Origin of the sequence: Crocosphaera sp. (assembly GCF_030064895.1) — a bacterium.
Lineage (GTDB): Bacteria > Cyanobacteriota > Cyanobacteriia > Cyanobacteriales > Microcystaceae > Crocosphaera.
This window is the reverse complement of record NZ_JASJEB010000061.1, coordinates 14668-40220: the sequence shown is the minus strand read 5'-3', so window position 1 is coordinate 40220 and position 25553 is coordinate 14668. Positions and strand designations below refer to the sequence as shown.

The following is a 25553-nucleotide window of genomic DNA, read 5'->3' as shown; positions in this document are numbered from 1 at the left end:
TTTTTGTCCTGCTATAGATACAATTAATAGACTGAAAAGGAATTGACTGAAGTTGTAAACAAGTCTTTAACTTTGTCCCAACGTTTTTGTACAGTGGATAAATTAAAGGTAAAAAGTTTGCCACGACTGACAGCAATACTAGCAAGATTATGGCGTTTTTGTTGATTGGGTAAAGTTACTTCATATTCTAAATTATAATAAGTGTTTCCTTCTACTTCCCGTGATTCAGCATTAATTAAATCTACTTCGCGGCCACTTTCTTCCTTATTATTCATTTGTTTTAATAAATAATAGCCTACTTCTGTCGGGGTTCCTAATGAGGTTAATGTTTTTTCTTTGTCTACATCACTGACGATAACGCTTAAGTTTTCACTCTCTTCTATGATATCTCGAAAAATTACATCAACCCCTTGAGAAGACTGTTTGACATCTACCCCAACCCAACCATTAGGATAAAGAAATTGATAACCATCAGCAGCATCGATATAGCTTTGTAAACCAGCTACACCTGTGGAACAACTAATTAAGGTTAAACTTATTAATGTAAGGACAAGGATTCTTAGTGACTGATACATGGATTTTTCATAATTGGATTATATCCATTGTCTCATTGTAAGGGTCATCTTGTCATATTAATTTATAACCAGTCAATCTCTTTAGCTTTTTCTGATAATTTTGCTGTTTTTTGTCCTTGACTTCTAGCATGAAAATTGAATAAATCAATGGGCATTTTTATTAAATCAAGGGGTATTGCTTTACCTTGTAAAATTTTAATACTATCTCTCGGTATTTCTTTTAATAACCAACGTGCGCAGCGATAAATAGCTTCTTTTGTGGTAAAGTCTCGCATTAAATCTACTCCATATAATTCGTGTAAATAAAGATTAGAACGCCCATAACGTTGCCATTGACTTTTCAATTCTTTAAAGTTAGAACGATGGCGATGACGAATAATTCCATTGGGTGTAAAGGTTAATTTATAGTCTGTTTGTTGTTGAATTCTCCAGCAAATATCGGCATCTCCTCCTGTGGTTAAATAGGGACGAAATAAACCAATATTTTTGAAAATAGTGCTTCTAATTGCTAAGTTTGCTGTTTGTCCGTAGGGTAAAAAAGGATGTTCTAATAAGAATTTTTGGGATAATACACTATTTCTTTCTGCATATTTTTCTAAAAAACTATTGCCTGGCAATGCGTCAATTTCTCCTACAACAATTCCTATTTTTTCGTCAACAAATGGTTTAACTAATTCTTCGAGCCAATTATTTAATGGTCGACAGTCAGCATCGGTAAAGGCTAAAATTTCTCCTTTTGCTTGGCGAATTCCTTGATTACGGGCAGCATAAGAACTTTGAATATTATTCTCATTTAATTCTTGTAAGTTAATGCCTATTTTTTGTGCCTCAAGGGTTGCTTGATTAAGAATTTTAGAGGTAGTATCTTGACTATTATTATTCACTAATAAGTATTCTACTTTATCTTTAGGATAGGTTTGATTTTTTATACAACTAATTAAATCTGGTAAGTCTTCTTCTCCGTTATAGATAGGTACAATGACAGAAACTTGAGGTAAAAATTGTTTATTTTGGTTCATAGTTTTTGAGTTTATCAATAATAAAAAATAGTGGAATTACACAAAAATATATAGTGTTTTTATTTTAGTAATCCATAGTTTAACACAAGTATTGTATTTATTACAGCCTGGAAGGTTGTGCTACTGATTTTGATATTATTTATTGTGTTAGTCTTTGTTTTAAAATAAACTCTGCGATCGCTAAATCTACAGGGGTAGTTACTTTCAAATTAGTTTCTTCTCCTTGTACAATTTTAACTGGTAATTGACATTTCTCAAATAAAGCTGCATCATCGGTGACTTGCCAACCTAGTTGCTTCCCTTTTTCATGACATTCTTTTAATAGATTGACATCAAATCCTTGGGGGGTTTGTGCAGCCCATAAATTGGAACGATTGGGAGTATCTTTAATAAATTGTTTACTATTAACAATTTTAATGGTATCTTTGACGGGAATGGCAGCAATTAATCCTTGACTATTTGCAATTTCTTCTGCACATTTATCGAATAAATTAGGGGTTACTAAACATCTAGCCCCATCATGAATTAACACACTTTCTGCTGTTTTTGGTAATGCTTGTAAGCCATTATAGACTGATTGTTGACGGGTTTCTCCTCCTGTAATTAATTCCACAGGTTTGTTAAGAGAAATTGTCTCTAAAATATTTTTAAATTCAGGGAAATCATAGGGTTGTCCGATAATACCAATCCACTCAATTTTTTGTGCTTTTTCTGCTGCGATAAGTGTCCAACTTAATAAAGGTTTTCCTAAAAGGGTTAGCAATAGTTTATTGCGATCGCTTCCCATTCGTTTACCCATTCCTGCTGCTGGAATTAATAGATACATACTCTAATATTTTAATAACTAACTCATTATATTTTACCAAAGAAGTGACCTTAAGCAGAACTAATAATTTTCTTGATTTCTGCTACTGTTTGATAATAGTTATTATCTTCTATTACGGGATAACTTTCTGACAAGGAAATATCCTGATTAAGTTCAATCCAAGAACGACACCCACTATAGTTTGAGTCATAAGGAATAATCACGGGGTTTGGTAACAAAAAAACACGCAATAATAAAACAAAAAGAGGTTGTTTTGGTTTCCAGTTAAATCGTTCTTCAACAAAGTTTTCAGTCCAGATATGATAAGGATAAAGTTGCTTAATTATTGAAAAATCTTTAACCTGAACAATATTAGTAATTTTAGCCCAACTACTAATATTAATAGTTTGAGGATGCCAACCGGAAGTAACAGAATTAACAAAAGTAGTATACTCTGATTTTAGGAGATTGGGTTTTTGATGTTCATAAGTAGGGTATAATAACACAGGATTATGATTAACTTTAAATTGTCCTAAACTTTCTTTGATTCCTCCTTTACGTAACAGTAAAATTGTGTTACCTTTTTCTAGTGCTTTAACAGCAATATTCCACTCTTTTAAAGCATCACTTAGGGTAGTTAACATAAGACAAAATACTCAATAATAATGATTGTTCAACAGTCAATAATTGTAGGTGTTTATGCTGTGATTACATATATTTTTATCACACTTAATCCATTAAAAACATCCATATTGTTCTAAAATATATCTATGAATAACATTGCTGCCGTCATCTTAGCAGGAGGATATGGAACTAGAGTTAAACATCTACTTCCTAATATTCCCAAACCTATGGCTTCCGTAGTCAATAAACCTTTTCTAGAATGGATAATTTGTTATCTTAAACAACAAGGAATTACCCAACAAATCATTTCAACTGGCCATTTAGGAGAAGTGATTGAGGAACATTTCAAAACCCATCAAGTCAAGGGGATAGACATGGATTGTTGCCGTGAAAATGAACCATTAGGAACAGCAGGAGGGTTTATCAATGCAGTGCAACAAGTTAAGTTATCTCCCAAAGCATGGTTAGTGATGAATGGGGACTCTTTAATTGTAGCCAATTTTGAGCAATTAGTTAATTATTTAGACGATCAAGAAGTTGGATGCGTCATTTTAGGGGTGTCAGTTGATGATGCTTCTCGTTATGGTTCTTTAGTTTTTGATCAGTCAAATACTCTGATAAACTTTGCTGAAAAAAGGGCTGGTAAAGGTGTTATTAATGGAGGGGTTTATTTATTTCGCCATGAAATTTTAGAACAGTTTCCTTCACACTTTCCCTTGAGTTTTGAATACGATGTTTTTCCTACTTTGCTCAACAAAAATATCAAAATTAAAGTGCATCCTGTTGAGGCACCATTCCTAGATATTGGAACTCCAGAAACCTTACCACAAGCTGAAACATTTATCAAAGAAAACTTTACAAATTTGTTAGAACAATGTTAATTTCACGTGCGCCAGTTAGGATTAGTTTTTTTGGAGGCGGAACAGACTATCCAGAGTATTTTTTACAACATGGAGGGGCTGTTTTAGCTACAGCAATTGATAAATTTTCTTATGTTACAGCTAGTCCTTTTCCTAGTCATTTATTTGACTATTTAATTCGAGTTTCTTACCGTAAAGTTGAGTTAGTCAAAACAGTTGAAGATATTGAACATAAAGTATATCGTGAGTGTTTAAAATTTTGCGGTTTAGATAAAGATATAGAACTGCATAATGTAGCCGACTTACCAGCATTTACAGGGTTAGGTTCATCCTCGGCTTTTACTGTATCAGTATTACAGGCATTACATAGTTTTAAAGGAGAATTTATTAAACCCTTAGACTTAGCTTATGAAGCTATTTATGTCGAACGTCATCTAGTTAATGATCGAGTTGGATGTCAAGATCAACTAATGTCAGCAATGGGAGGATTCAACTTAGTTGAATTTAGAACAGAAGAAGATATTATTGTTAACCGTGTTGCTATTTCTCCCCAAAGATTAGCAGAATTTGAGTCCCATATTTTTATTGTTTTCACAGGAATTAAAAGGCGTGCTGCTAAAGTTGTTGAAAAGCAATTAAAACGGGTTGCTGATAATACCGAAACCCTCAAAGAAATGAGAAAAATGGTGGATCAAGGTTGGAATATTTTAACAAGTAATCAATCTTTATGTGCTTTTGGTGAACTATTAGATAAAGCTTGGGTAGCGAAAAGAAGTCTAGATACGGTCATTTCTAATCCAGAAATTGATAATATGTATCAACTAGGACAAGAAGCAGGTGCTTGGGGTGGTAAACTATTAGGTGCTGGTGCAGGGGGTTTTATGCTATTTTTTGCACCCCCAGAAGTACATCCTAAACTAGCAAAAGCGTTTGCTAATCATCAGGTACTTTCTGTTAAAATTAATGCCCCAGGTTCGCAAATTATTTTTTCTTAAATTGCTTCAAAATAAAAGTTTCTTCCATGATAATTTTTGCCTATTTTTATAGTGAACCTTTACTAAAATCTGATTTAGAAGTATCTATTAATCACTTTAAAATAGAGCGACTTTATCATGATATAGGAGGCAGAAATGAATTAGAAAAACTACTTAAAGATTGTGAACAAATCACTCCAAATTATTTGTTAATTCGTCGCATTGAAGAGCTAGGAAATACCAGTGAAAGTGTCAAGAGTAATTATCAGAATTTAACAAAATTAGGAATTAAAATTATTGTTTTAGATCATCATAAATTCAAAAATATAGACGAATTAGGATGCTTAGAAAACACAATAGAAATTGATATCAATGATCCTAAACTATTAGAAAATATCAGTAAAAATAAAAGAGATGTATCACTTGAAAAAGGACAAGCTTTAAGAAGAATTAAAGCATTACCACCTCCAGGAAAAGCACCTTATGGATACCGTAGAGGAAAAGAATCTTATCTTATAGATCGTAGTACCTCCCCTATTATTAAAGACTTTTTTGAGCAATTTTTATTATTTGGTTCCTTAAGAGGTGCAGTTAATTATTTAGCCAAAAGATACGGTAAAAAAATTTCTGTTTCTACGGGAAGTCGCTGGTTAAAAAATCCAGTTTATCGAGGAGATTTAAGATATAAAAATAACGAAATTATTTCTAACACTCATTTACCCATTATTTCACGGGAAGAAGCAGCACAAATTGATCGTTTATTAGGTAGAAATAGAAAATTATCCTCAAAAACTGCCAGTGCAAAATATTCTTTAGTAGGTTTAGTAAGTTGTCAAAAATGTCATAATTCAATGATAATTAATCAGGTAACACAAAGAAACAAAAAAAAAGAATATCTCTATATTCGTCCTCAAAAATGTCCTTTAAAACCCCAATGTAAAGCCATTGCCTATCAACAAGTTTTAACAAAAACTATTGAGTATATTTGTGATCATTTTCCCAACAAAGTAAAAAAATTTGATCCTAAACAAATAGAAGCTTATAAAACTAATATTCAAGAGCAAATTACCGAAAAACAAGATATTATTAATCAATTATCGTCTTTAGTTCAATCAAATATCCTTGATGAACAAACAGCACAAATTAGACGCTATAATTTAAACATAGAAATTAGTAAATTAAGCTCTAAACTAGAACAACTTCCCCCAGAAAACTTAAAAAACATTGCCGAAGCTGTTTCCTTACCCAGATTTTGGCAAGATTTATCAGAAGCAGAAAGACGGTTTTATTTTCGAGAATTTATCCGTCAGATTTATATCGAACAAACTTCAAAATCGGAATGGAATTTAGAGATTACTTTTATTATTTAATTCCTTGGAAAATCGCTTAAGGATATTCTGAAAAATCCAACTATTTGTGAATATCCCTTGTTTTGTTATAGCACTACAAAAATTGCTTAAAACCTTACTGTAGGCCGATGCACTCCCCACCTTACTAACTAGGTTTCTAACTCTCTTGTTTATTTTACTTTCCCTACTTTTGATATACTATACATAGTTACTCTGTTGTTAGCTACCTGAGTTCGATATAAGGAAATTTATAGAAAACTAACTCAAATGAGAAGTCTGAAAAGTTCATTCTCTCATTAAGAAAATCATAACTCCGAACTCCGAACTCCGAACTCCGAACTCCGAACTCACGTTAGCTACCCTCGACTATAAACGACTCTCCAAATTAAATTGATAATGTCTCTTAAATAAAATATTATGTCATCAATTCCTATAGGTAGATTAATAGGGACTATCGCCAGTATCAGCAGTCCAATTATTAAAAATAAAGCAGAACGTAGTCAAACTGTCATCAAATTATTAAAACAATTTAATCTTGAACCTGATCATCCCCCTAATGATTTCACAGGTGTTTATGCTTATGCTTTGGTAGAGTACGGTGTTGGTAAACCAAAGCAATTTTTACAATTGTTCGAGCAAGAAACAATCAAAAAATCTTTTCGTAAAGCATTTGATCATTGCAATTCCTCAATTTTGCTCTCCGAGGTTGATCATTATGTGGAAGGTTATGCATTAGGAGATGAAGTTAAAAGTTTAGGCATTAATATTAAGCGAGAAATTGCAGCATTTCTCGTAATATTTATAAACGTCGTCAAATGCAGCCGAACTCCTGCTGACGTACTAACGAATCACAAAATAGACTCTTTGCACCAGACTATGATCAGTCTTCATGAAAAACTTGAAAGACTGCCAAATATAGAAGCTATAAGAACGGAAATAGCTCGATTGACTCTAGCAGAAAACGTAGATAAATTAACTCCATCCATACAAACAAATAAATTTCAAACGATCGCCCTTGCTCAAGAAATGCGTAGTTGGTTTGAAACCTTGGGTTATCGCTTTGAAAAAGATGAAATTTGGAGAGAAAACTTTTTTGAGTGGATTATTAATATTCCTGTACGGCGCAATCGATATGATCGGGTTCTTGTGCGAGGAATTGAAGGTGAGGTTGGACTCCGAGATGTAATGTGTTTACGTCAGTCAGTAGAAGAGCGACAGACTGATGAGGGGTGGTTGGTAACTACTCGTCGTATTGCACCAGCAGCACTTCATGAAGTTGAGAAAGAAGAAAATGATTTTTTAAGTTGCTATACCTTTGATGAAATTTTAGCCCAGGATGCCGACTTTAGTGGCTATCTTGACTGGTTAGAGAGAGAGATAGAACGGAGAAAAATTGACACAAAGTATGTTCCTCTTGCTTGTACTAAAGAAGAAATAGACATCAATACTCAAAAGAAAATTGCAGTCAGTTCTTATGGAGAAAAAGATGGTTGGATAGATGGTTATATCGACCGTTGGTTAGACGATCCTGTGAAAGAACATATCTCGATTTTAGGTGAATTTGGCACAGGAAAAACATGGTTTGCTCTACATTATGCCTGGGTTACAATACAACGCTATCGAGATTGTCAAAAACGCGGGGTTACACTTCCTCGTTTACCTTTGGTTATTCCTTTGCGAGACTATGCAAAAGCTGTCAGTGTGGAATCTTTGTTTTCAGAGTTTTTCTTTCGTAAATACAAAATACCTTTGCCTCATTACGATGCTTTTGAACAACTCAACCGTATGGGCAAATTACTGCTTATTTTTGATGGTTTTGATGAAATGGCAACACGAATTAGCCGTCAAGACATGATCAACAATTTTTGGGAACTAGCAAAGGTTGTTGTTCCAGGAACAAAAGTTATTCTCACCTGTCGAACAGAACACTTTCCAGAAGCGAAAGAAGGACGAGCTTTATTGAGTGGTGAATTACAAGCATCTACTACTGCTTTGATCGCAGAAGCTCCTCAATTTGAAGTGCTGGAACTTGAGAAATTTACCGAAGAACAAATCCAGCAAGTTTTGTCCTCTGAAGCTGAGCCAGAAACTGTTGACAAAGTGATGAGTAATCCCCAACTATTAGAATTAGCTAGTCGTCCGGTGATGAGCGATCTAATTTTGGAAGCATTACCAGATATTGAAGCCGAGAGACCAATAGATATATCACGAGTTTATCTCTATGCAGTTAAACAGAAAATGCAAAGAGATATCAAAGCTGAACGAACTTTTACTTCCCTATCAGATAAGCTTTACTTCTTGTGTGAATTGTCATGGGAGATGCTTTCAACAGATGCTATGAGTTTAAATTATCGGCTTTTTCCAGAGCGAATTCGTCGTCTTTTTGGTTCTATTGTGCAGGAAGAAAAGGACTTAGATCACTGGCATTATGACATGATGGGGCAAACTATGCTAATTCGTAATGCGCAAGGAGATTATAGTCCGGCTCATCGTTCTTTGTTAGAGTTTTTTGTTGCTTATAAGTTTGCGGCAGAGTTAGGAATTTTAGCACCAGATTTTATAGAACTAGCACAAGCAAAATCTAATTTGGGTGTAAATACTACGCCACAGAATTATAGTTGGTCATCCTATTTTCTGCCAGAATCAAAGAGAAATAATGCTAATCTGCAAGAGTTTGTGGCTGAAGATATTTGTTTATTGGCAGAAACTTTTGGCAAGCAAAAGCTAACTCCAGCAATTATTGTTTTAATGGAGGATATGCTTATTTCAGATCAAGAAGAACTTAAGATAAGGCTATTAAAAATAATTGAAAATACACGGGGCAAATCTGCAAAAGAAGTAGGATTTGTTGGAGGTAATATTATCACTTTGCTTTCTTTTATCAATCCAGATTCATTAAAAGATAATGACTTTTCAGATACAAATTTAACTGGTCTTGACCTCAGTTTATTAGATAATTATGACTTAAGAATTTACAGAGAGATTGAATTAGACTTATCAAATACTCGTTTTGAAAGGGCTAATTTAGAAGATTCTAACTTTGGTGATGTAAAAATTGCCAATTCAAACTTTCAATATACCAATTTAAGTGGAGTTGAATTTCAGATTCGTCAATTTGATGGAGCCTTTTCTCTTCATCCACATAAACCTCAATTGGCAATAGTTTCATTTGATGACATTATTTTATGGGACTTAAAGTTACAGTCAATAATAACGAGAATTGAAACAAAGATTACATGGAATGGGGATATAAAACATAGTCCAGATGGAAAATTTTTATTCAGCAGTGGATACAATAATTTTGAGATTAGAGACTCACAAACACTAGAAAAAATATCAACTATTCAAATTTCTGATGTAGAACTTAACTTAAATGGATTGACATCAGATTTTACTTTTACGTCTAATTCAAAATTGTTGTTTTTATTGTGTCAAAATTCTGATATTTATGTATACGATGTCTTGTTAAATAAAGAGATCAAAGTTCTCACAAAACACCAGGATACTATAACAAGTATTGCAATTATTCCTGATAAAAATCTATTAGCTAGTTCGAGCAGTTCTGAACTTATAGTATGGGATATTGACAGTTTAAAAGTAAAATCAAACAGAGCATGGAATAGATTCAATTCTAAAAATATTCTGTTTCATCCTTCAGGAAAATTGGTGGCTGTTCAATATTATTTCTTTAACAGAACTAATAAAGAAAAAGATAGAATTTTATTTTTAAATCCAAATGACCTTAGTATCATAGATGAACTTGCTGTTGATGGAGTAAGGAAAATTGCTATTAATGACGAGGGTTCATTAATTTGTGCGGCTTCTCATACATCATTTGTCTTGATTGATTTTATAACTAAACAAATTATTTATGATAGTAAATATAGTGATTGTGTAAATTTATATCACCCTAATATGATAGTCTCTGGTGTTAAAGAAGTCTTTTTTGATGTACCTACTCAGAATGTATTTATCTTACTTAGAAGCGGTCATGTGATAATATTTGACATTATTAAATTTAAAGTTGTAGATGTAATTCACCATTTTCAAAATGTTCTTAAAGCTGATTTTAGAAATGCAACTGGAATAAAACCAGAAATAGCAAAATGTCTTGAAAAACATGGTGCAATTATCTAGATTTTGCTAGAAAAATCAAAAATTAGGACATTACTGTAAGGTGGGGAGTGCATCGGCCTACAAGGTTTTGCTTTTGAGCTTTTTTCTATACTATTAAAAAGTAGTAGAAATAGCTTGTACTGGACAAGCAGGAATACACTGTTCACAAACGATACAAAGAGAACGCCGAAAGGATAACTTAAAGGTGTCTGGCTCAAGTATTAACGCTTCTGTAGGACAGACTCCAGTACACAAACCACAGTCAACACATTGTTCCTCATTAATGGTAATTTCACGACTAGCTAAAGAAACACCAATCTCTTGAGATTGCATCCAATCAATAGCTGCTTCGATCGCATCAATATCCCCCAACAATTCTAACACTAACTTTCCCACTTGATTGGGAGCAACTTGGGCGCGAATAATGTTAGAAGCAATATTAAAATCTTTAGCTAAACGATAAGTTAACGGCATTTGTACCGTACGCTTGGGGAAAGTAAGAGTAACTCGTTTTTTCATGATTGAATTTATGCCTAAGAATTAATATTAAGTTCACAAATAGATAAAATATTATAAAATAGATAAGAAGTTAAAATGCTTTTTGTTTAAAAACTTATATGTCTGAAATTGTTAATGCAAATCGTATCAGAAATACACTCATCGCTTTTGCTGCCATTACCCTTAGTATAGCGATATTTTTTGGCTTTCAAACCCAAACTGGTTCCGTTTCTCTAGAAAGCCAAGCCAAAAACTCAACCCCCATAGAAGTAGCGATCGCCAACGGTAAACCCACCTTAACGGAATTTTACGCCGATTGGTGTACCAGTTGCCAATCTATGGCCCCAGAATTAGCTCAATTGAAGCAAAAATACGCTGATTCGATCAACTTTGTTATGTTCAACGTAGATAATAATAAATGGTTGCCCGAGATTTTGCGTTACCGAGTGGATGGTATCCCTCATTTTGTCTTTATCGATGATCAAGGAAAAGAGATTGCCCAAGCGATCGGCGAACAACCTTCATCAGTTATGGAAGCCAACTTAGAGGCATTAATTGACCATCAAACCTTACCTTACGCTGCTGCTACGGGACAAACTTCGGAGTTAAAAAGTCCTAATAACCCTATTAGTGATCCCCGTAGTCATAGTTCTCAAGTTAAGTCTAATTAGAATTAGTTAAACCAAGGATTTTTGATACTGTTTTCATCAAAAATCCGACTCTCCTAAAGTTAAGTTACACATTTTTGTAGGGGTCAACGGCCGTTAACCCCTACAACGTTAATATTATTAATTGCTGAACATAACTACGAAATAGCAGATATTGATATTTGATTGCCCAATAGTAACCAAAAGACGAAGATTAATATTAAACTCATAACTCCGATCAAATGCTCAAACTGTTCAGCTACACGAGGCAGTTTAATAACTATTCGTTGTACAATCAAACTATAGGTTAACCATGCCAAAAAAATCGTAGCCAAAGGTTTAATAATATTACCGAGAGTATAGGCTTGATAATAAACCCCATTGGCGATCAATAAGCCAGTTAATAATATAATAATAGCTGGCCAAAATCCTTTTTTTATTTTACTTCCTCCATCTTTTTTGTGGGGCAAGAAAATAAATTTAGCAAAGGCTGTAGCCGTACCTAATGCAGCCACATTCATAGCAAAAACTTGCCAATCTAATAAGTTTTTCATGGTCAATACCTTAGCACCAAACCCCGATAATAAGGGAAATCCTGAAATTGAAAAACTGGCTATAACTAAAGGTATCCAAAGAGCAGTATTCATGGGTTTATTTTTCAGTTCTCTAAGGTTACGACTGGGTAAAGTTCCCGCCATCAAAAATAAAGAAGATTTCACCAAACCATGAGTCAAAGCATAAAATCCACCTACTTCTGGGGCTGCTAAAATAAAGCCTAATTGGGAAACAGTGGAAAAAGCTAACATTCGTTTGGCATCTTGTTCAAAAATGGCATAAAAAACACCTAATAATGCCGTTCCTACGCCAAAAATACGGACAATAGGATCAACTTCAGGAACCATTAATGTACAACGAACTAAAGGATAAATAGCCGCTTTAACTACCACTCCTGATAACATAGCAGAAACAGGAGTTTCTGATTCAGAATGGGTCAATGGTAACCATAAACCTACAACAAAAATACCCCCTTTAGCTAACAGTCCCAAAAAAATTAAAGCCACTGCTTCGAGGGGCGCACCTTTTAAACCTTCAAAGCTAAAAGAATGGTGTGCCTGATAGACTAAAACAGTACCTACCAGATAAAATAACATAGCAGTATTACTGACAAAAAGATAACGCAATGCTACCCAAATTGAGCGATCGCTTCTCGGATAAGCAATGAGTAAAAATGCAGCAATACTAATTACCTCTAAAGCGACATATAAACTGATAAAATCAGCACAAATAAAAGCAGCATTAACGCTTCCATGTAAGATAATTACTTGAGTATAAAAAAAGCTAGTTTTATCACTATGCCAACAATAAAGAATAACCCCTAATGTGACTAAAGCATTGGTTAAAATAAAAAAGCCGCTTAATTCATCAATTAATAAAATTACCCCGAAATTATCCAGTAAGTTTATATCTAGGGGGGCAGATAAGATGGATGTGTTTAAACCGTAAGCTAGGGAAATTATCCCTACTCCGAAAGCAAGATAGCGACATATTGAGGGAAGCAAATAAATACTAAACCCAATAAATAATGGTAAAGCGATCCAAATAATCGTTAAAGCATTCATTATATGTATAATTGACAATGGACAATGAACAATTAATAATCAATTATTAACACCTCGACTACCCTCGGTGTTAATAATACAAAAAATGTCCTGATTAATTTTTGTCCTAGTACAGTATGGATTATAGCATAGTCTAAAATCAATGGTAAATAAAATACCATTTATTTATATCAATGGAGGCTGCAAATTAATTTCGCGTAGCGGTATAGCTGACTATCAACCAGCCAGACTTAAAGAGGTTCCTTCGTTAGGCTCTGTCTGCAAACTATTAGAATATTAAAAATAAACTAATTTCCCCCTCTGCTTCCTCTGCTTTCTCTGCGTCCCTCAACTAAGATTTTTGAACTTTGCAGACAATCCCTAGTTTCCTCCGGATAGCGGTTTAATTTGATAGGGGTATTAATGTACAATGAAATATAAAAAAGTAAACGACTTATCTCTTAGGATAAATCATTAGGAATAATTTATTGATTAATGCTATATCTCAAAGATGTTATTTATCATCCCCCTGCAACAATTGAGCCGATTTTAAAGCCTACTAATTTAGAATTAGGAACACAAGAATTAGGACTTGTTGTCGGTCCGAGTGGTTCAGGAAAAACAACCTTATTAGAAATTTTAGCAGGACTAGCTCAACAAACAAAAGGACGTATTTTTTGGCGTGATCAAGAATTAACTTTTTTAGAATTACAAGAACTCTGTGGGCTAGTTTTTCAGTTTCCTGAACGTCATTTTTGTGGGAGTAATATCTTAGAAGAATTACGCTTGGGTCATCCAGAAATTACCACAGAAAATATTAGAAATGCTCTGGCAGAAGTTGGATTGCAAGACATTCCTCTTAATACCTCTCCCCATCGCTTAAGTGGAGGACAACAACGACGTTTGGCCCTAGCGGTTCAATTAATTCGTCAACCCAATTTATTGCTATTAGATGAACCTACAGCAGGTTTAGATTGGTCAATGCGACAACAGTTGGCTAAACTTTTGTCTAAATTAAAGCAACATTGGACTTTATTGATTGTTTCCCATGATCCCGATGAACTATTGGCGATCGCTGATCGATGTTGGCGCATTAATAAAGGGGAATTAGCCTTGGTTAACTAACCAATTATAGCGTTCATATTCTAACATCAGGAGACTGCTTTTTAGAGTCTAGAAGGCTATGTTACCATTTTTTCAAAAAATTTGGTATTTACTGTGATTCTTGTTAACAAAATGGGCATACTTTCAGTGTGTTCCCGTTCTTTGTGCGTATTTTAACTATCACGGACAGTTTCTAGATGGTAAATTTTTTTTAATCGCACTTGACTTCTATATAATACATAAGTATTATATGAATGTTGACTAAAAAATCAACATTTAAGCAAGACAAAGTGGGTCATTTCATTTATCATTTATCATTCGTTTGGAAGTAGGCTTGAAACCTCTCCCAAACTTCTTTCTCCCTTTAGGGAGAGGCTTGAAACCAAAATGTTCAATGTTCAATGTTTGGTCAACTTTTGCTATGGGTTGCTCAACTTTTCAGCACTTTTATCGAAGAAAATTAAGATTATGACACAAGAGACATTTCCAGAGACTAAAGAGCAAATTTTGTCTAATTTCAATCAATTTTTAGACAAATATAATCAACAAGAATCGAGTATTATTACCAAAGAGGAGGAATTAGAAAAGGAAAAAAATCAGCAATTACTAGACAAAGCAGGGGAATATACAGTTAACAATATTGTTAATAGTATGGCTTCTTTGCAACTAGATTTTGGCCAAATCATTCAAAATTTATCCGATAATTTAACAACAGAATCTACCAAATTAGATGAACTAAAAAAAGCTATTACAGTTAAACAAGAAGAACTTCAAAAATTACGTCAAGTTAGATTAGTAGCGGATTCTCTTTATATTCTAAGACAAGAACATCAAGAAAAATTGAGACGATTACGAGAAGACAGTAATCAGCAAAAAGAAACCATAGAAAAAGAACAAGAAAAAACTAGAGCTATTTGGGAAAAAGAGAACCAAGAAGTTACAACTAGAATAGAAGAGGAAGCTGAATTAATCAATAAACAACGGGAACAAGAAATAGCTAATCATCAATATGAAATTCAACTACTAAGAAAAGTTGAAAATGATGAATATGAGGAAAAAAAACGTAAACAAGAAAGAGAATTACAACTGTTGAATACGGCAAAAGAAAAAGCTTGGAACGAGCGAGAAAATGTCTTAAATCAACAAGCTACAGAATTTACAGAAAATGAGCAAAAAATTACTCAATTAGAGGAAAAAGTTAAAGAAGAATACAATAAAGCCAAAGGAGAAGCCATTAAAACAGCTGATAGAGATGCTCAAGTTAAAATTAACTTAATTGAAAAAGAGTGGGAATTAAGCAAACAAGGATATGAATTAAAAATCCAATCCTTAGAAACAAAAATAAACCAAAATAATGAACAAATTACCGAGTTAACTACCCAGTTACAAAATACAACAGAGCAATCACAAAACTTGGCTTTACGGGCATTTCAAGGCAATAACTAAAGATAATTTCACTAATTAAGAGGTAAAAATCATGGCTCAAAAAATCAACTCTAAAAGTACAAAAGCACAAATATTGGAAGCTTATGACGAACTAATGCAAGAAAAATCAGCATTAGAAAAACAAGTAAAACAACAAACACAAAAGTCTACAGTCAAATCAACAGTTTCTCAAGATAATAAACCCGATAACTCCTCTCAGAAAAAGATAATGAAAACTCAAACCGAAATCCCTAATAATAATATTACTTTAACCATTGAAAACTTAGAGAAATTACAAAGTAATTTTGGTAGTGCAGTTAGTCATTTATCGGAACAATTAATGACAGAAGCTGACTTATTAGCAGAACTCAATAAATTTTCCACAGAAGAGTTAGCAGAATTAGCAGAATTACATCAAATAGAAACCATTGAAAATGAAACTTTATCTCGCTTAGTAGAAGAATATCAAACTACAGCAAAAACCAATGAAGAAGAGTTTAATAAACAACAGGAAATTTTAACGAAGGAAATAGAAGACTTACGAAAAAATTGGCATAAAGAAAAACTAAATCGTAACCGAGAAATTCGAGAACGAGATCAGGAATATTTGACCAATAAAAAACGAGATGAAGAACAATATATTTATAACTTAGAACTCGAAAGACAAATAAATAAAGAAGAATATGAAGCCGAAAAACAAAACTTATATCAAGAATTAAAAGAGAGTAAAGAAACCCAGGAAAAACAATGGAAAGAAAGAGAAGATAGTATTATTGAACAAGAGAAAAAACAAGAAGAAGCAAAAGATAAAGTGAAAAAATTAGAAGAAGAATTAGAACAAAAAATAAAACAAGGTAAAGAAGAAGGTAAAGGTATAGGAAACTATCAAGCTAAAATAAAATCAGACTTAAGAACCAAAGAAATAGAAGGAGAAAAACAGAATTATGAATTAAGAATTGCTGCCTTAGAAGAAACCATACAAAATCAAGAAACTCGTCAACAAAGTCTCTCTCAACAATTAGAAGCATCCTTGAAACAAGTACAAGATTTAGCTGTGAAAGCTATTGAGGGAACCTCTAATCGAAATTCCTTTGAAGCGATGAAAGAAATAGCTATGGAACAAGCTAAAAATCAACAAAAAAGTAAATAAGACATGGAGAAGGCAAATCGACATAAAATACCATAACAAACCAATAACATAATTTGATTTGCCCCTCTTATTTAAACCTCACCGTTAACGGTGGGGTCTTATTAAACAGCAAAACCTCTTGATAAAAGTTCAAAAGATACTGCATAGTTTGGATTTTTTTTAAGTTGTAATTCTGATAAATTTTCTGTAATGGTGTTGTGTTTTAAGTAAGTTCCAATTACTCTAGTTTCGCTAAATCTTGCATTGGTAAAATCAGCATTTTCAACAATCGCGTTCGTTAAATCAGCCCCTTCTAAATCCGTATCCCTTAAATTTGCCCCTTGTAAATTAGCCTCACGCAAATTAATATAACGCAATTTAGCCCCTTGAAGATTTGCCCCTTGAAGATTTGCCCCTTCTAGGTTACTATAGCTAAGGCGCGAATTTTGAAAATTAACTTGTTCTAAGTTTGTATGTCTTAGATCGGCCTCTTTAATAAATGCAGAGCTTAAATTGCTGCCAAAAAATGATGCCTTTTGTAAGATAGTACAACTAAGACGGGCTTTAGATAGATTTGCCCAATTAAAATTAACCCCTGTTAGATTGGCTTCTCTCAGGTTAATTTGGTGAAGATTAGCCCCACAACAATTAGCATAAGATAAATTAGCAGCCCGAAAATTGCTATAAGATAAATTAGCCCCACTTAACTTAGCCGACTTTAAAATAGATTTAACCATAAACGCCCCGGTTAAATTAGCTTTAGTCAAATCTGTGTCAATCAATTGAGATTCACTCATTTTAGCGTAGGTTAAATCACTCCAATTCAAACTAGCTTGGCTTAAATTAGATTTAGTAAGAAATCCACGACTAAAGTTAATTCCCATTAAGTTTGATTTGGTTAAATTAACAGAAATCAACATGACTTTAGATAAATCAACCCCAGCTAAATTAAGTTCTGGGAAGTCTCGGCGGCCTTGTTCATATTGTCGTAGTAAGTGACTAATATTCATAATGGGGTTAGACACACTCAAAGATGGTAATTCACTAGAAGGCAGCAAATCGTACGGCTTGATTAATAGCAACTCAGATGCTTATCTTCGTTAAGACAAGAGGATAAAAGTGTTCATATATCTCATTCTACTCCCCAGAAAACAAGATTAGTGTCACCCAGTACCATTTGTTAAAAAACTTATTTGTTATTGAGTTTTACTCACATTATTTTGTAAAGTATTTTATCTAATTATGCGTATTCATATCTAATTTTTGACATCTCCTTGCAATAAATTTATGGAGATTCTAAAGGTATTCTAAAAAGGTGAAAACTTTGACAGGGAGATGGATAGATGGTTTTGTGGAAGCTTGGCGTACCAGAGGTAGTTTCATTCAAAGCTGACTCAGCTTTAGACAGTTCTTCTTTCGCTTTGCTAACTGCTTTATCTGCCTCTTCTCCCTCTTTAATAATTTGATTTTCTCGCTTAATCGCAATTTCTGCTGTACTAATTTCTACAGCTTTATCTTTGAGCAGCAGGAACCAAGCAGCGGCCTCTGTTTGTAGCTCTTCAAGGCTCAATGGTTTCACCAATAATTCTAGTTGATCCACTGGGATCTTAAGGTCTTCCACCGTCACTGCTTCTAATGGGTCAACATCCTCAGTAATAGTTGATTCGATTAAAATTGATTCTTCTTCTTTTTTTTGGGAAAGGGCAGGAGGACTTAATATAGCTATGATTGACACCATTCCTGCCATTATAAGTGTTTGACATCTCATCAAAATTACATTATTCATTGAAGGTCTTTTAGTTATTATCAATGTTAGTTTTAGCAAATTTTCAACTAAGTGATCAATAATCAGTAAAAATTAATAGACTATTATTATTTTCTAATTTGCAAATTAGAAATTTTTCCTAAAAGAAAATTTTTGGAAAAACTCTCTATAGTATTGGCTCATTATTTCCTATTTGTGGCACAATAAAAATTCTAGGTGTTCACTTCATCCATGACCATGGCATCAGAAAACCCCGACTGGATACGTTTAGATAAAGCTCTTTCTATTGAAGCTGAAAGAGGGTTTACCAATTTACAGGGTAATCAATATCAATTTAATGAATTTTTGTGCTTTAGTTTTGGTCAAAGTCCTCCCAGTGGGACTCCTATTAGCGATCGCCGTCGTTGGCAAGATTTCGCTACACAATACGCTAATTATTCCAACCTAACTGTTGCACAAAGAAAGACCCTAATTAGCCAAACCCGTCAATTTTTATATTCACTGAGAAAAACCTTAGAAACCCCAACGGAACCCCCATCCCCAAAGTTACCAAAAACCAAAGCTATTAAGGATAAAACATCGTCACTTCGTCCTATTACTTTAGATCAGTCTTTAAGCACCTTAGCAGAAGTAGGTTATTCCAGAGGAGACTTATTAAAAAAATTGGGTTTATATACAGTTAAAGATATTTTATTTTATTATCCCCGTGATCATATTGATTATGCGCGTCAAGTCTCTATTTGTCATCTAGTAGCCGGGGAAACAGTGACCATAATAGGAACAGTGAAACGCTGTAATTGTTTTACCAGTCCCAAAAACAAAAAATTGAGCATTTTTGAATTAATATTAAAAGATAATACCGGACAAATTAAACTAAATCGTTTTTTTGCTGGTGCTAGATTTACTAATAGGGGATGGCAAGAAAGACAAAAAAGATTGTATCCTATGGGTGCAGTGGTAGCAGCATCAGGATTAGTGAAACAAAACCGCTATGGAGTAACATTAGAAAATCCAGAAATTGAAGTTTTAGATAGCTTAGGGTCGAGTATTGATTCCCTAAAAATTGGTCGAGTTTTACCAGTATATCCCTTAACTGAAGGGGTTGGTGCTGATTTAATTCGTAAAGTAATTATTGCTAGTTTAGAAGCAATTAAACAAATTAGAGATCCCCTACCCAGAATATTGAGAGAAGAATATGGATTAATGGGATTAAAAGAAGCTATTAATAACATTCATTTTCCTGAAAATCCCGAATTATTAGCTCATGCAAGACGCAGGTTAGTATTTGATGAATTCTTTTATTTACAATTAGGATTTTTGCAACGTCGTCAAGAACAAAAACAGATCCATAATAGTGCAGTCTTTACCCCTCAAGGTAAATTAATTGAGCAGTTTAATAAGATATTACCCTTTAGTTTAACCAACGCTCAACAACGAGTTATCAATGAAATTTTAGAAGACTTAAACTCAGTTACGCCGATGAATCGCTTAGTACAAGGAGATGTCGGCGCAGGAAAAACAATTGTCGCAGTTTTTGCCATTTTAGCCGCATTACAATCTGGGTATCAAGCAGCATTAATGGCACCAACAGAAGTATTAGCAGAACAACATTATCGTAAATTAGTACCTTGGTTTAATCAGTTATATTTACCCGTAGAACTGTTAACTGGTTCTACAAAAAAAGCCAAAAGAGAAGAAATACATCGTCAATTAATCACAGCAGAATTACCTCTTTTAGTGGGAACCCATGCTTTAATTCAAGACCCCGTAAACTTTCAAAAATTGGGCTTAGTCGTCATCGATGAACAACATCGCTTTGGAGTACAACAACGGGCAAAACTATTAGCAAAAGGTAAATCTCCCCATGTTTTAACTATGACTGCAACCCCTATTCCTCGCACATTAGCTTTAACCTTACACGGGGATTTAGATGTTAGTCAAATTGATGAATTACCCCCCGGAAGACAAGCTATCCAAACTACAGCATTAACAGGAAAAGAACGTACCCAAGCTTATGATTTAATTCGCAGAGAAGTCGCCCAAGGAAGACAAGTTTATATCATTTTTCCCATGATTGAAGAATCCGAAAAATTAGATGTAAAAGCAGCCGTAGAAGAACATGAAAAACTCTCAGAAAAAGTGTTCCCAGACTTTAATATTGGACTGTTACACGGACGTATGACTTCAGCAGAAAAAGATGAAGTTTTGACCGCTTTTCGAGACAATGAATATCAGATTATTGTCTCAACAACTGTCATAGAAGTAGGGGTAGATGTCCCCAATGCAACCGTAATGTTAATCGAAAATGCAGAACGGTTCGGACTTTCACAACTCCATCAATTAAGAGGTAGAGTAGGAAGAGGTTCTCATAAGTCTTATTGTCTATTGATGAGTAGTAGTAAAACACCCGATGCTAAGCAAAGATTAAGTGTTCTAGAACAGTCCCAAGATGGCTTTTTCATATCAGAAATGGACTTAAGATTTCGTGGACCAGGAACAGTCTTAGGAACTCGTCAATCTGGTTTACCAGACTTTGCTTTAGCTAGTTTAGTCGAAGACCAAGAAGTGTTAGAATTAGCTAGAGTAGCAGCAGAAAAAATCATTGTAGCAGATAAAAATTTAGGGGGTTTACCCTCATTGAAAAAAGAATTAGAAAGTCGTTATAAAAAGTTAATGGGAGGAGAAATATTGACTTAATTATCAACAATTTTCCAGATAAAGTATTAATTAATTTAGAACTAATCATATTAACAAAATTATCTGTTGAGATAGGGATGGAGATGGTGAGACTGGGGGACGGGGATACTGGGAGATAGAGGATCAAAATATCACAAAATATAAATGTTTCTATTCTTCCCATACTCCCCACACTTCCCACACTTCCCACACCCCCTATCTAGTTTTCAGCAAAAATGTAACGATATAACTCCTTGGGATCGGGTTCAGGACTTTCTTCAGCAAATTTTACGGCATCATCAACAGATGCTTGAACCTTTTGCTTAATTTCATCCAACTCACTTTGATTAGCTAAATTATGCTCAATTAAATAAGCTTCTAAACGTTGAATAGGATCTTTGTTACCCCAAAACTGCTTTTCATCAGTTGATCGCAGTTCATCGGGATCGGCCAGGGAGTGACCTCGAAAACGATAGGTTAACGCTTCGATTAAAGTTGGGCCTTCTCCAGCACGGGCGCGGGCGATGGCCTCTTGGGCCACTTTTCTCACCGCCAGAACATCCATGCCGTCCACTTCTACCCCTACCATATCAAAGACACTGGCTTTTTTGTAAATTTCCTGTTGGGAAGTCGCGCGATCGTGGGCCATCCCGATCGCCCATTTATTATTTTCCACCACATAAATAATTGGTAACTTCCACAAAGCGGCCATATTCAAACATTCAAAAAATTGACCATTATTGCTGGCCCCATCTCCAAAGAAACAGGTCGTCACTTGATCGGCTGTATTATCTCCCATCATTTCTCGTCTATACTTACTTTGAAAGGCTGCACCTGTGGCCACAGGAATACCCTCAGCTACAAAAGCATAACCCCCTAACAGACGGTGTTTTTCCGAAAATAAGTGCATCGACCCCCCACGGCCTTTACTACAACCGGTTTCTTTGCCAAATAACTCGGCCATAACTTCTCGAGGGGGAACCCCACAACTAAGAGCATGAACGTGGTCCCGATAGGTACTCGATACATAGTCTTCATCGGGGCGTAACGCTTTAATAATACCAGTAGAAACCGCTTCCTGTCCGTTGTAGAGATGGACAAAGCCAAACATTCGACCCCGATAATACATCTCAGCACATTTATCCTCGAATAAGCGTCCTAAGGTCATATCTTCATACAACATTAACCCTTCTGCTTTGGTCAGTTGAATCGATACTGTATTAAATTCAGGCAAAGTACGTTCGGAAACCATAACAATTCTAACCGTATTTAAGAACAATTGAACTAAAAACTAAAGGAAGCTAACCAAGAATTAAAAATGTCGCTACAATGATAGATCGAGGTGAGCTTTTTGAACCTTTTGCGGAAAAAGCAATTTCCTTCTGTTCTAGTTTAAACTGAATGGGTATTCTCCGGTGAGGTGTATCAAGTTACCACAAATAAAAAAAATTTTTACTAAAATGAATCTTTGAGTTACAATCTTGCCAAACCTATTTTTGATTTTATAATCAAATCCCTTAAATATCATAGATGATTTTCTATAATCATCTTTGTTAATTATAAATAAATAAAGTTAAGTCACCCTGCTCTGAGGAAGTCAACCGTGCGCATACCGCTAGACTACTACAGGATATTAGGAATTTTTCCCCAAGCAACAGATGAGCAACTACAACAAGCTTATCGCGATCGTGGTGTTCAGTTACCCCGTCGCGAGTACAGTAACCAGGCCATAGAAGGCCGTAGACAGTTGCTCGAGCAAGCCTATAGTGTGTTATCGAATCCGACTCAAAAAGCTAAATATGAAGCCCAATTTTGGCAAGCCCAGTCTACTTACCAGGAGCAAGAGGAGGAAGCCTCTTCAGGGTCAGAGACAGAAGCCATAGGGAAAAGTTCCTTAGCAAAGACTTGGGAGATTGAGATTGAGTCAGAGCAATTACCTGGTAGTCTCCTTATTTTCCATGAATTAGGAGAATATGAGCTAGTAATCAATTACGGTGAAAGTTATTTATCAACACTCCCCACCTCCCCCTTATCTCTAGATATCGATGATACAGCCACAAAGCAGCGAACTGACACATTCTTAAGCATTGCTTTAGCTTATCTGGAAATTAGTCGCGAACAATGGCATCAACAAGCCTACGAGGGGGCGGACTCAGCAGGAAGACAAGGATTAGCCTTACTGGAAAAAAACCACCTGTTTCCCTCCATACAAACAGAAATTCGGACAGAACTAAATAAACTTCGCCCCTATCGAATTTTAGAATTATTAGCACTGCCCCTGAAAAATAAGAAGCCTCGTCAAACAGGGATTGAATTATTACAATCCATGTTAGAAGAGCGTCAGGGAATCGATGGCAAAGGAGACGATGGCTCTGGATTAGGGATTGACGATTTTTTACGCTTTATCCAGCAAATTCGCACTTATTTAACAGCAAAAGAACAAAAAGATATTTTTATGGAAGAGGCGCAGCGACCCTCTTCTGTGGCAGCTTATTTAGGGGTATATGCCCTTATTGCTCAGGGTTTTGCCCACAAACAACCCTCTTTAATCTTAGAAGCAAAAACAGTGCTTGAGGGACTAGAACCCCGTCAAGATGTGTCCATCGAACAATCCATTGTCGCTTTATTACTGGGACAAACCGAAGCCGCCGCACAGGCATTAGAGAGATGTCAAGATCAGGATGCTTTAAATTTTATTAAGGAAAAATCGAAAGGATCTCCTGATCTCTTGCCAGGATTGTGTTATTACGGTGAGCATTGGCTACAAACACAAGTTTTTGGACATTTTCGGGATTTAGAAGCAAAAAAAGCCTCCTTAAAAGATTATTTTGCCGATAAAGCTGTTCAAAACTATCTTGATCGCCTACTCACTCCCATTGCGCCGAAACCTCGGTCAGTGAACAAAAAAGAGCAGTTCCAACCACCCCGTCATAATACTTATAATCATGGAACTGCTGTCCCTGTTTCAGACCCCTTTCCCCCCTTACCAGTTCGCTCTCCTTCCCCTATCGATATTCGGGATGCCCGTCGTCGTAAGCGTTTGAGAAACTCCCAAAGACCTAAACCTGAACCCATACCAGAAACAGTTTCCGAACAATCCTCAAACCTCAAGCCAGCTAAGGCCCAGGACACTCCAGCAACTCAACCCTTAGCCAAAGAATCTCCAAGACGGCATCCTTCTCGAGTTAATCTGTTACGCCCGAAACTAGGTTTAATGGCCGTTGCAGTTTTAGGCGGAGTGGGATTGATCGGAATGGGAATAACTTGGCTCAATCAAGCTAATGCTCCTTTATCCGCTCTGGAAGAAGGACAATACTCTGTTGCTCTCCATCGACCTTTGATCGATATTCCGGCCGCTAATGCTCAAATGGTAACGGTGACAGGTATGTTAACCAAGGAAGGGGCGCAACAAGTTGTAGAAACCTGGTTAACTACTAAGTCACAAGCCCTCGGCAAAGATCATGAGATAGCATCCCTCAAGAAAATTTTAGCCAATCCTGTACTGACTCGATGGCAAAAACAGGCACAACAAGTAAAACAAAATCAAGGTTACTGGACTTATCAACACAAGGTTGAGGTTAATTCTTTCAATCCTAGTCCTAATAATCCCAATCAAGCGGTAGTAGATGCCAATGTTAGAGAGACTGCCCGATATTATCAAGGAAGTCGAGAGACTAGCTCCTATAACGAGAATTTACGGGTTCGTTATGATTTGGTTCGTCAAGGCGATCGCTGGTTAATTCAAGCAATCAATCTTATTAATTAAGATGTTTCAAAGTAAGTTACAATTGATAGGTTGGGCAAATATACCTTAACAACCTTGTTGGTGGCCCGCCGACGAGGATTGAAAATAAAACACACAAAACAGGAGGTGTAAAGTTAAATAATGACCCAAGTAGTTGTTGGTCAAAACGAACCCATCGAATCCGCGTTACGTCGATTTAAACGACAGGTTGCTAAAGCTGGAATTTATACAGACTATAAAAAGCACCAATTTTTTGAAACGCCACAAGAAAAACGCAAGCGCAAGGAAGCGACTCGGCGGAGACAGCGTTCCCGTCGCCACTAAACTAAACAATATTGTTTGCTAATGACACTTCCCATAGCATTTTAGGGAAGTAAAATGGCCCTAACCACCCAACTCGAGTTAGGGCTTTTCAATGTTGAGAAATAATCCCATTTTCTAGAATGTTGCCAGCAAGCAAAATATGGTAAAATCAGTACGGTCAGTACAAGACTTTAAAACCTACCGAAAGACTTTCGGAAAGTTTACGCCCAACACCTGAATCAGCAGGGTTTAAGGAAATATCACTGCGCCTAAATAGGGAAACGTGGTGAGCCTGGGAACTTGTGAAAACAAGATAATGACTCCCTATTGGGATACGTTAT

20 protein-coding genes are annotated in these 25553 nt (G+C 35.2%); 11 read left to right on the top strand and 9 right to left on the bottom strand.

Annotated elements, in window-relative coordinates:
* Positions 1–23: 23 nt before the first annotated feature.
* From psbP to QNJ66_RS14395, 4 genes are all read right to left on the bottom strand, one after another.
* A complete protein-coding gene (gene psbP, locus QNJ66_RS14410; RefSeq protein WP_300508075.1) occupies positions 24–575 on the bottom strand; it encodes a photosystem II reaction center PsbP in 552 nt (183 codons plus the stop codon).
* Between the two features lie 62 nt (positions 576–637).
* A complete protein-coding gene (locus QNJ66_RS14405; protein ID WP_300508073.1) occupies positions 638–1594 on the bottom strand; it encodes a glycosyltransferase in 957 nt (318 codons plus the stop codon).
* 139 nt (positions 1595–1733) lie between these two features.
* Positions 1734–2420: a 2-C-methyl-D-erythritol 4-phosphate cytidylyltransferase gene (ispD, locus tag QNJ66_RS14400; RefSeq protein ID WP_300508072.1), complete on the bottom strand. Its 687-nt coding sequence runs from the start codon at positions 2418–2420 to the stop codon at positions 1734–1736.
* Between the two features lie 50 nt (positions 2421–2470).
* Positions 2471–3043: a DUF1802 family protein gene (locus QNJ66_RS14395; RefSeq protein ID WP_300508071.1), complete on the bottom strand. Its 573-nt coding sequence runs from the start codon at positions 3041–3043 to the stop codon at positions 2471–2473.
* A 126-nt stretch (positions 3044–3169) separates the two neighbouring features.
* Here QNJ66_RS14395 and QNJ66_RS14390 point away from each other — a divergent pair, with 126 nt between their 5' ends.
* From QNJ66_RS14390 to QNJ66_RS14375, 4 genes are all read left to right on the top strand, one after another.
* Entirely contained in the window at positions 3170–3904 is a 735-nt protein-coding gene (locus QNJ66_RS14390) for a nucleotidyltransferase family protein (protein WP_300508069.1), read from the top strand.
* On the top strand, positions 3898–4878 hold the full coding sequence (locus QNJ66_RS14385; protein WP_300508067.1) for a GHMP kinase: 981 nt from the start codon (positions 3898–3900) through the stop codon (positions 4876–4878). The genes QNJ66_RS14390 and QNJ66_RS14385 overlap by 7 nt, the downstream gene beginning before the upstream one ends.
* A gap of 26 nt (positions 4879–4904) precedes the next feature.
* Entirely contained in the window at positions 4905–6227 is a 1323-nt protein-coding gene (locus QNJ66_RS14380; protein WP_300508066.1) for a recombinase family protein, read from the top strand.
* Positions 6228–6623: 396 nt separating this feature from the next.
* A complete protein-coding gene (locus tag QNJ66_RS14375) occupies positions 6624–10343 on the top strand; it encodes an NACHT domain-containing protein (RefSeq protein ID WP_300508064.1) in 3720 nt (1239 codons plus the stop codon).
* A 93-nt stretch (positions 10344–10436) separates the two neighbouring features.
* Here QNJ66_RS14375 and QNJ66_RS14370 read toward each other — a convergent pair whose 3' ends face one another.
* Positions 10437–10841, bottom strand: a complete 405-nt coding sequence (locus QNJ66_RS14370) for an NIL domain-containing protein (RefSeq protein ID WP_300508062.1) — start codon at positions 10839–10841, stop codon at positions 10437–10439.
* Positions 10842–10939: 98 nt separating this feature from the next.
* Here QNJ66_RS14370 and QNJ66_RS14365 point away from each other — a divergent pair, with 98 nt between their 5' ends.
* Positions 10940–11491, top strand: a complete 552-nt coding sequence (locus QNJ66_RS14365) for a thioredoxin family protein (RefSeq protein WP_300508061.1) — start codon at positions 10940–10942, stop codon at positions 11489–11491.
* A gap of 134 nt (positions 11492–11625) precedes the next feature.
* Here the strand turns inward: QNJ66_RS14365 and QNJ66_RS14360 are convergent, their stop codons facing one another.
* The gene (locus QNJ66_RS14360; protein WP_300508059.1) at positions 11626–13086 is read right to left on the bottom strand and encodes a cation:proton antiporter; all 1461 of its coding nucleotides are present in this window, start codon (positions 13084–13086) and stop codon (positions 11626–11628) included.
* A 474-nt stretch (positions 13087–13560) separates the two neighbouring features.
* Here QNJ66_RS14360 and QNJ66_RS14355 point away from each other — a divergent pair, with 474 nt between their 5' ends.
* The 3 genes from QNJ66_RS14355 (at position 13561) to QNJ66_RS14345 (ending at position 16744) form a co-directional block, all read left to right on the top strand.
* Positions 13561–14190 (top strand): ABC transporter ATP-binding protein, encoded by a 630-nt coding sequence (locus QNJ66_RS14355; RefSeq protein ID WP_300508057.1) that lies wholly within the window; start codon positions 13561–13563, stop codon positions 14188–14190.
* A gap of 447 nt (positions 14191–14637) precedes the next feature.
* A complete protein-coding gene (locus QNJ66_RS14350; protein WP_300508055.1) occupies positions 14638–15615 on the top strand; it encodes a hypothetical protein in 978 nt (325 codons plus the stop codon).
* Between the two features lie 31 nt (positions 15616–15646).
* On the top strand, positions 15647–16744 hold the full coding sequence (locus tag QNJ66_RS14345) for a hypothetical protein (protein WP_300508054.1): 1098 nt from the start codon (positions 15647–15649) through the stop codon (positions 16742–16744).
* Positions 16745–16845: 101 nt separating this feature from the next.
* Here QNJ66_RS14345 and QNJ66_RS14340 read toward each other — a convergent pair whose 3' ends face one another.
* Positions 16846–17733 carry a pentapeptide repeat-containing protein gene (locus QNJ66_RS14340; RefSeq protein WP_300508052.1) on the bottom strand — a complete coding sequence of 296 codons (888 nt, stop codon included), beginning with the start codon at positions 17731–17733 and terminating at the stop codon, positions 16846–16848.
* Positions 17734–18008: 275 nt separating this feature from the next.
* Positions 18009–18509 (bottom strand): hypothetical protein, encoded by a 501-nt coding sequence (locus QNJ66_RS14335; protein WP_300508050.1) that lies wholly within the window; start codon positions 18507–18509, stop codon positions 18009–18011.
* 216 nt (positions 18510–18725) lie between these two features.
* On the opposite strand from QNJ66_RS14335, the gene recG reads away from it, so the two are divergent.
* Positions 18726–21185, top strand: a complete 2460-nt coding sequence (recG, locus tag QNJ66_RS14330) for an ATP-dependent DNA helicase RecG (RefSeq protein WP_300508125.1) — start codon at positions 18726–18728, stop codon at positions 21183–21185.
* 199 nt (positions 21186–21384) lie between these two features.
* Here recG and pdhA read toward each other — a convergent pair whose 3' ends face one another.
* The gene (gene pdhA, locus QNJ66_RS14325) at positions 21385–22416 is read right to left on the bottom strand and encodes a pyruvate dehydrogenase (acetyl-transferring) E1 component subunit alpha (protein ID WP_300508049.1); all 1032 of its coding nucleotides are present in this window, start codon (positions 22414–22416) and stop codon (positions 21385–21387) included.
* A gap of 351 nt (positions 22417–22767) precedes the next feature.
* Between pdhA and QNJ66_RS14320 the strand changes: the two genes are divergently transcribed.
* Both QNJ66_RS14320 and rpsU read left to right on the top strand, forming a co-directional pair.
* Entirely contained in the window at positions 22768–24930 is a 2163-nt protein-coding gene (locus QNJ66_RS14320) for an IMS domain-containing protein (RefSeq protein ID WP_300508047.1), read from the top strand.
* Positions 24931–25050: 120 nt separating this feature from the next.
* Positions 25051–25233: a 30S ribosomal protein S21 gene (gene rpsU / locus QNJ66_RS14315; RefSeq protein WP_007307443.1), complete on the top strand. Its 183-nt coding sequence runs from the start codon at positions 25051–25053 to the stop codon at positions 25231–25233.
* Positions 25234–25553 lie beyond the last annotated feature (320 nt).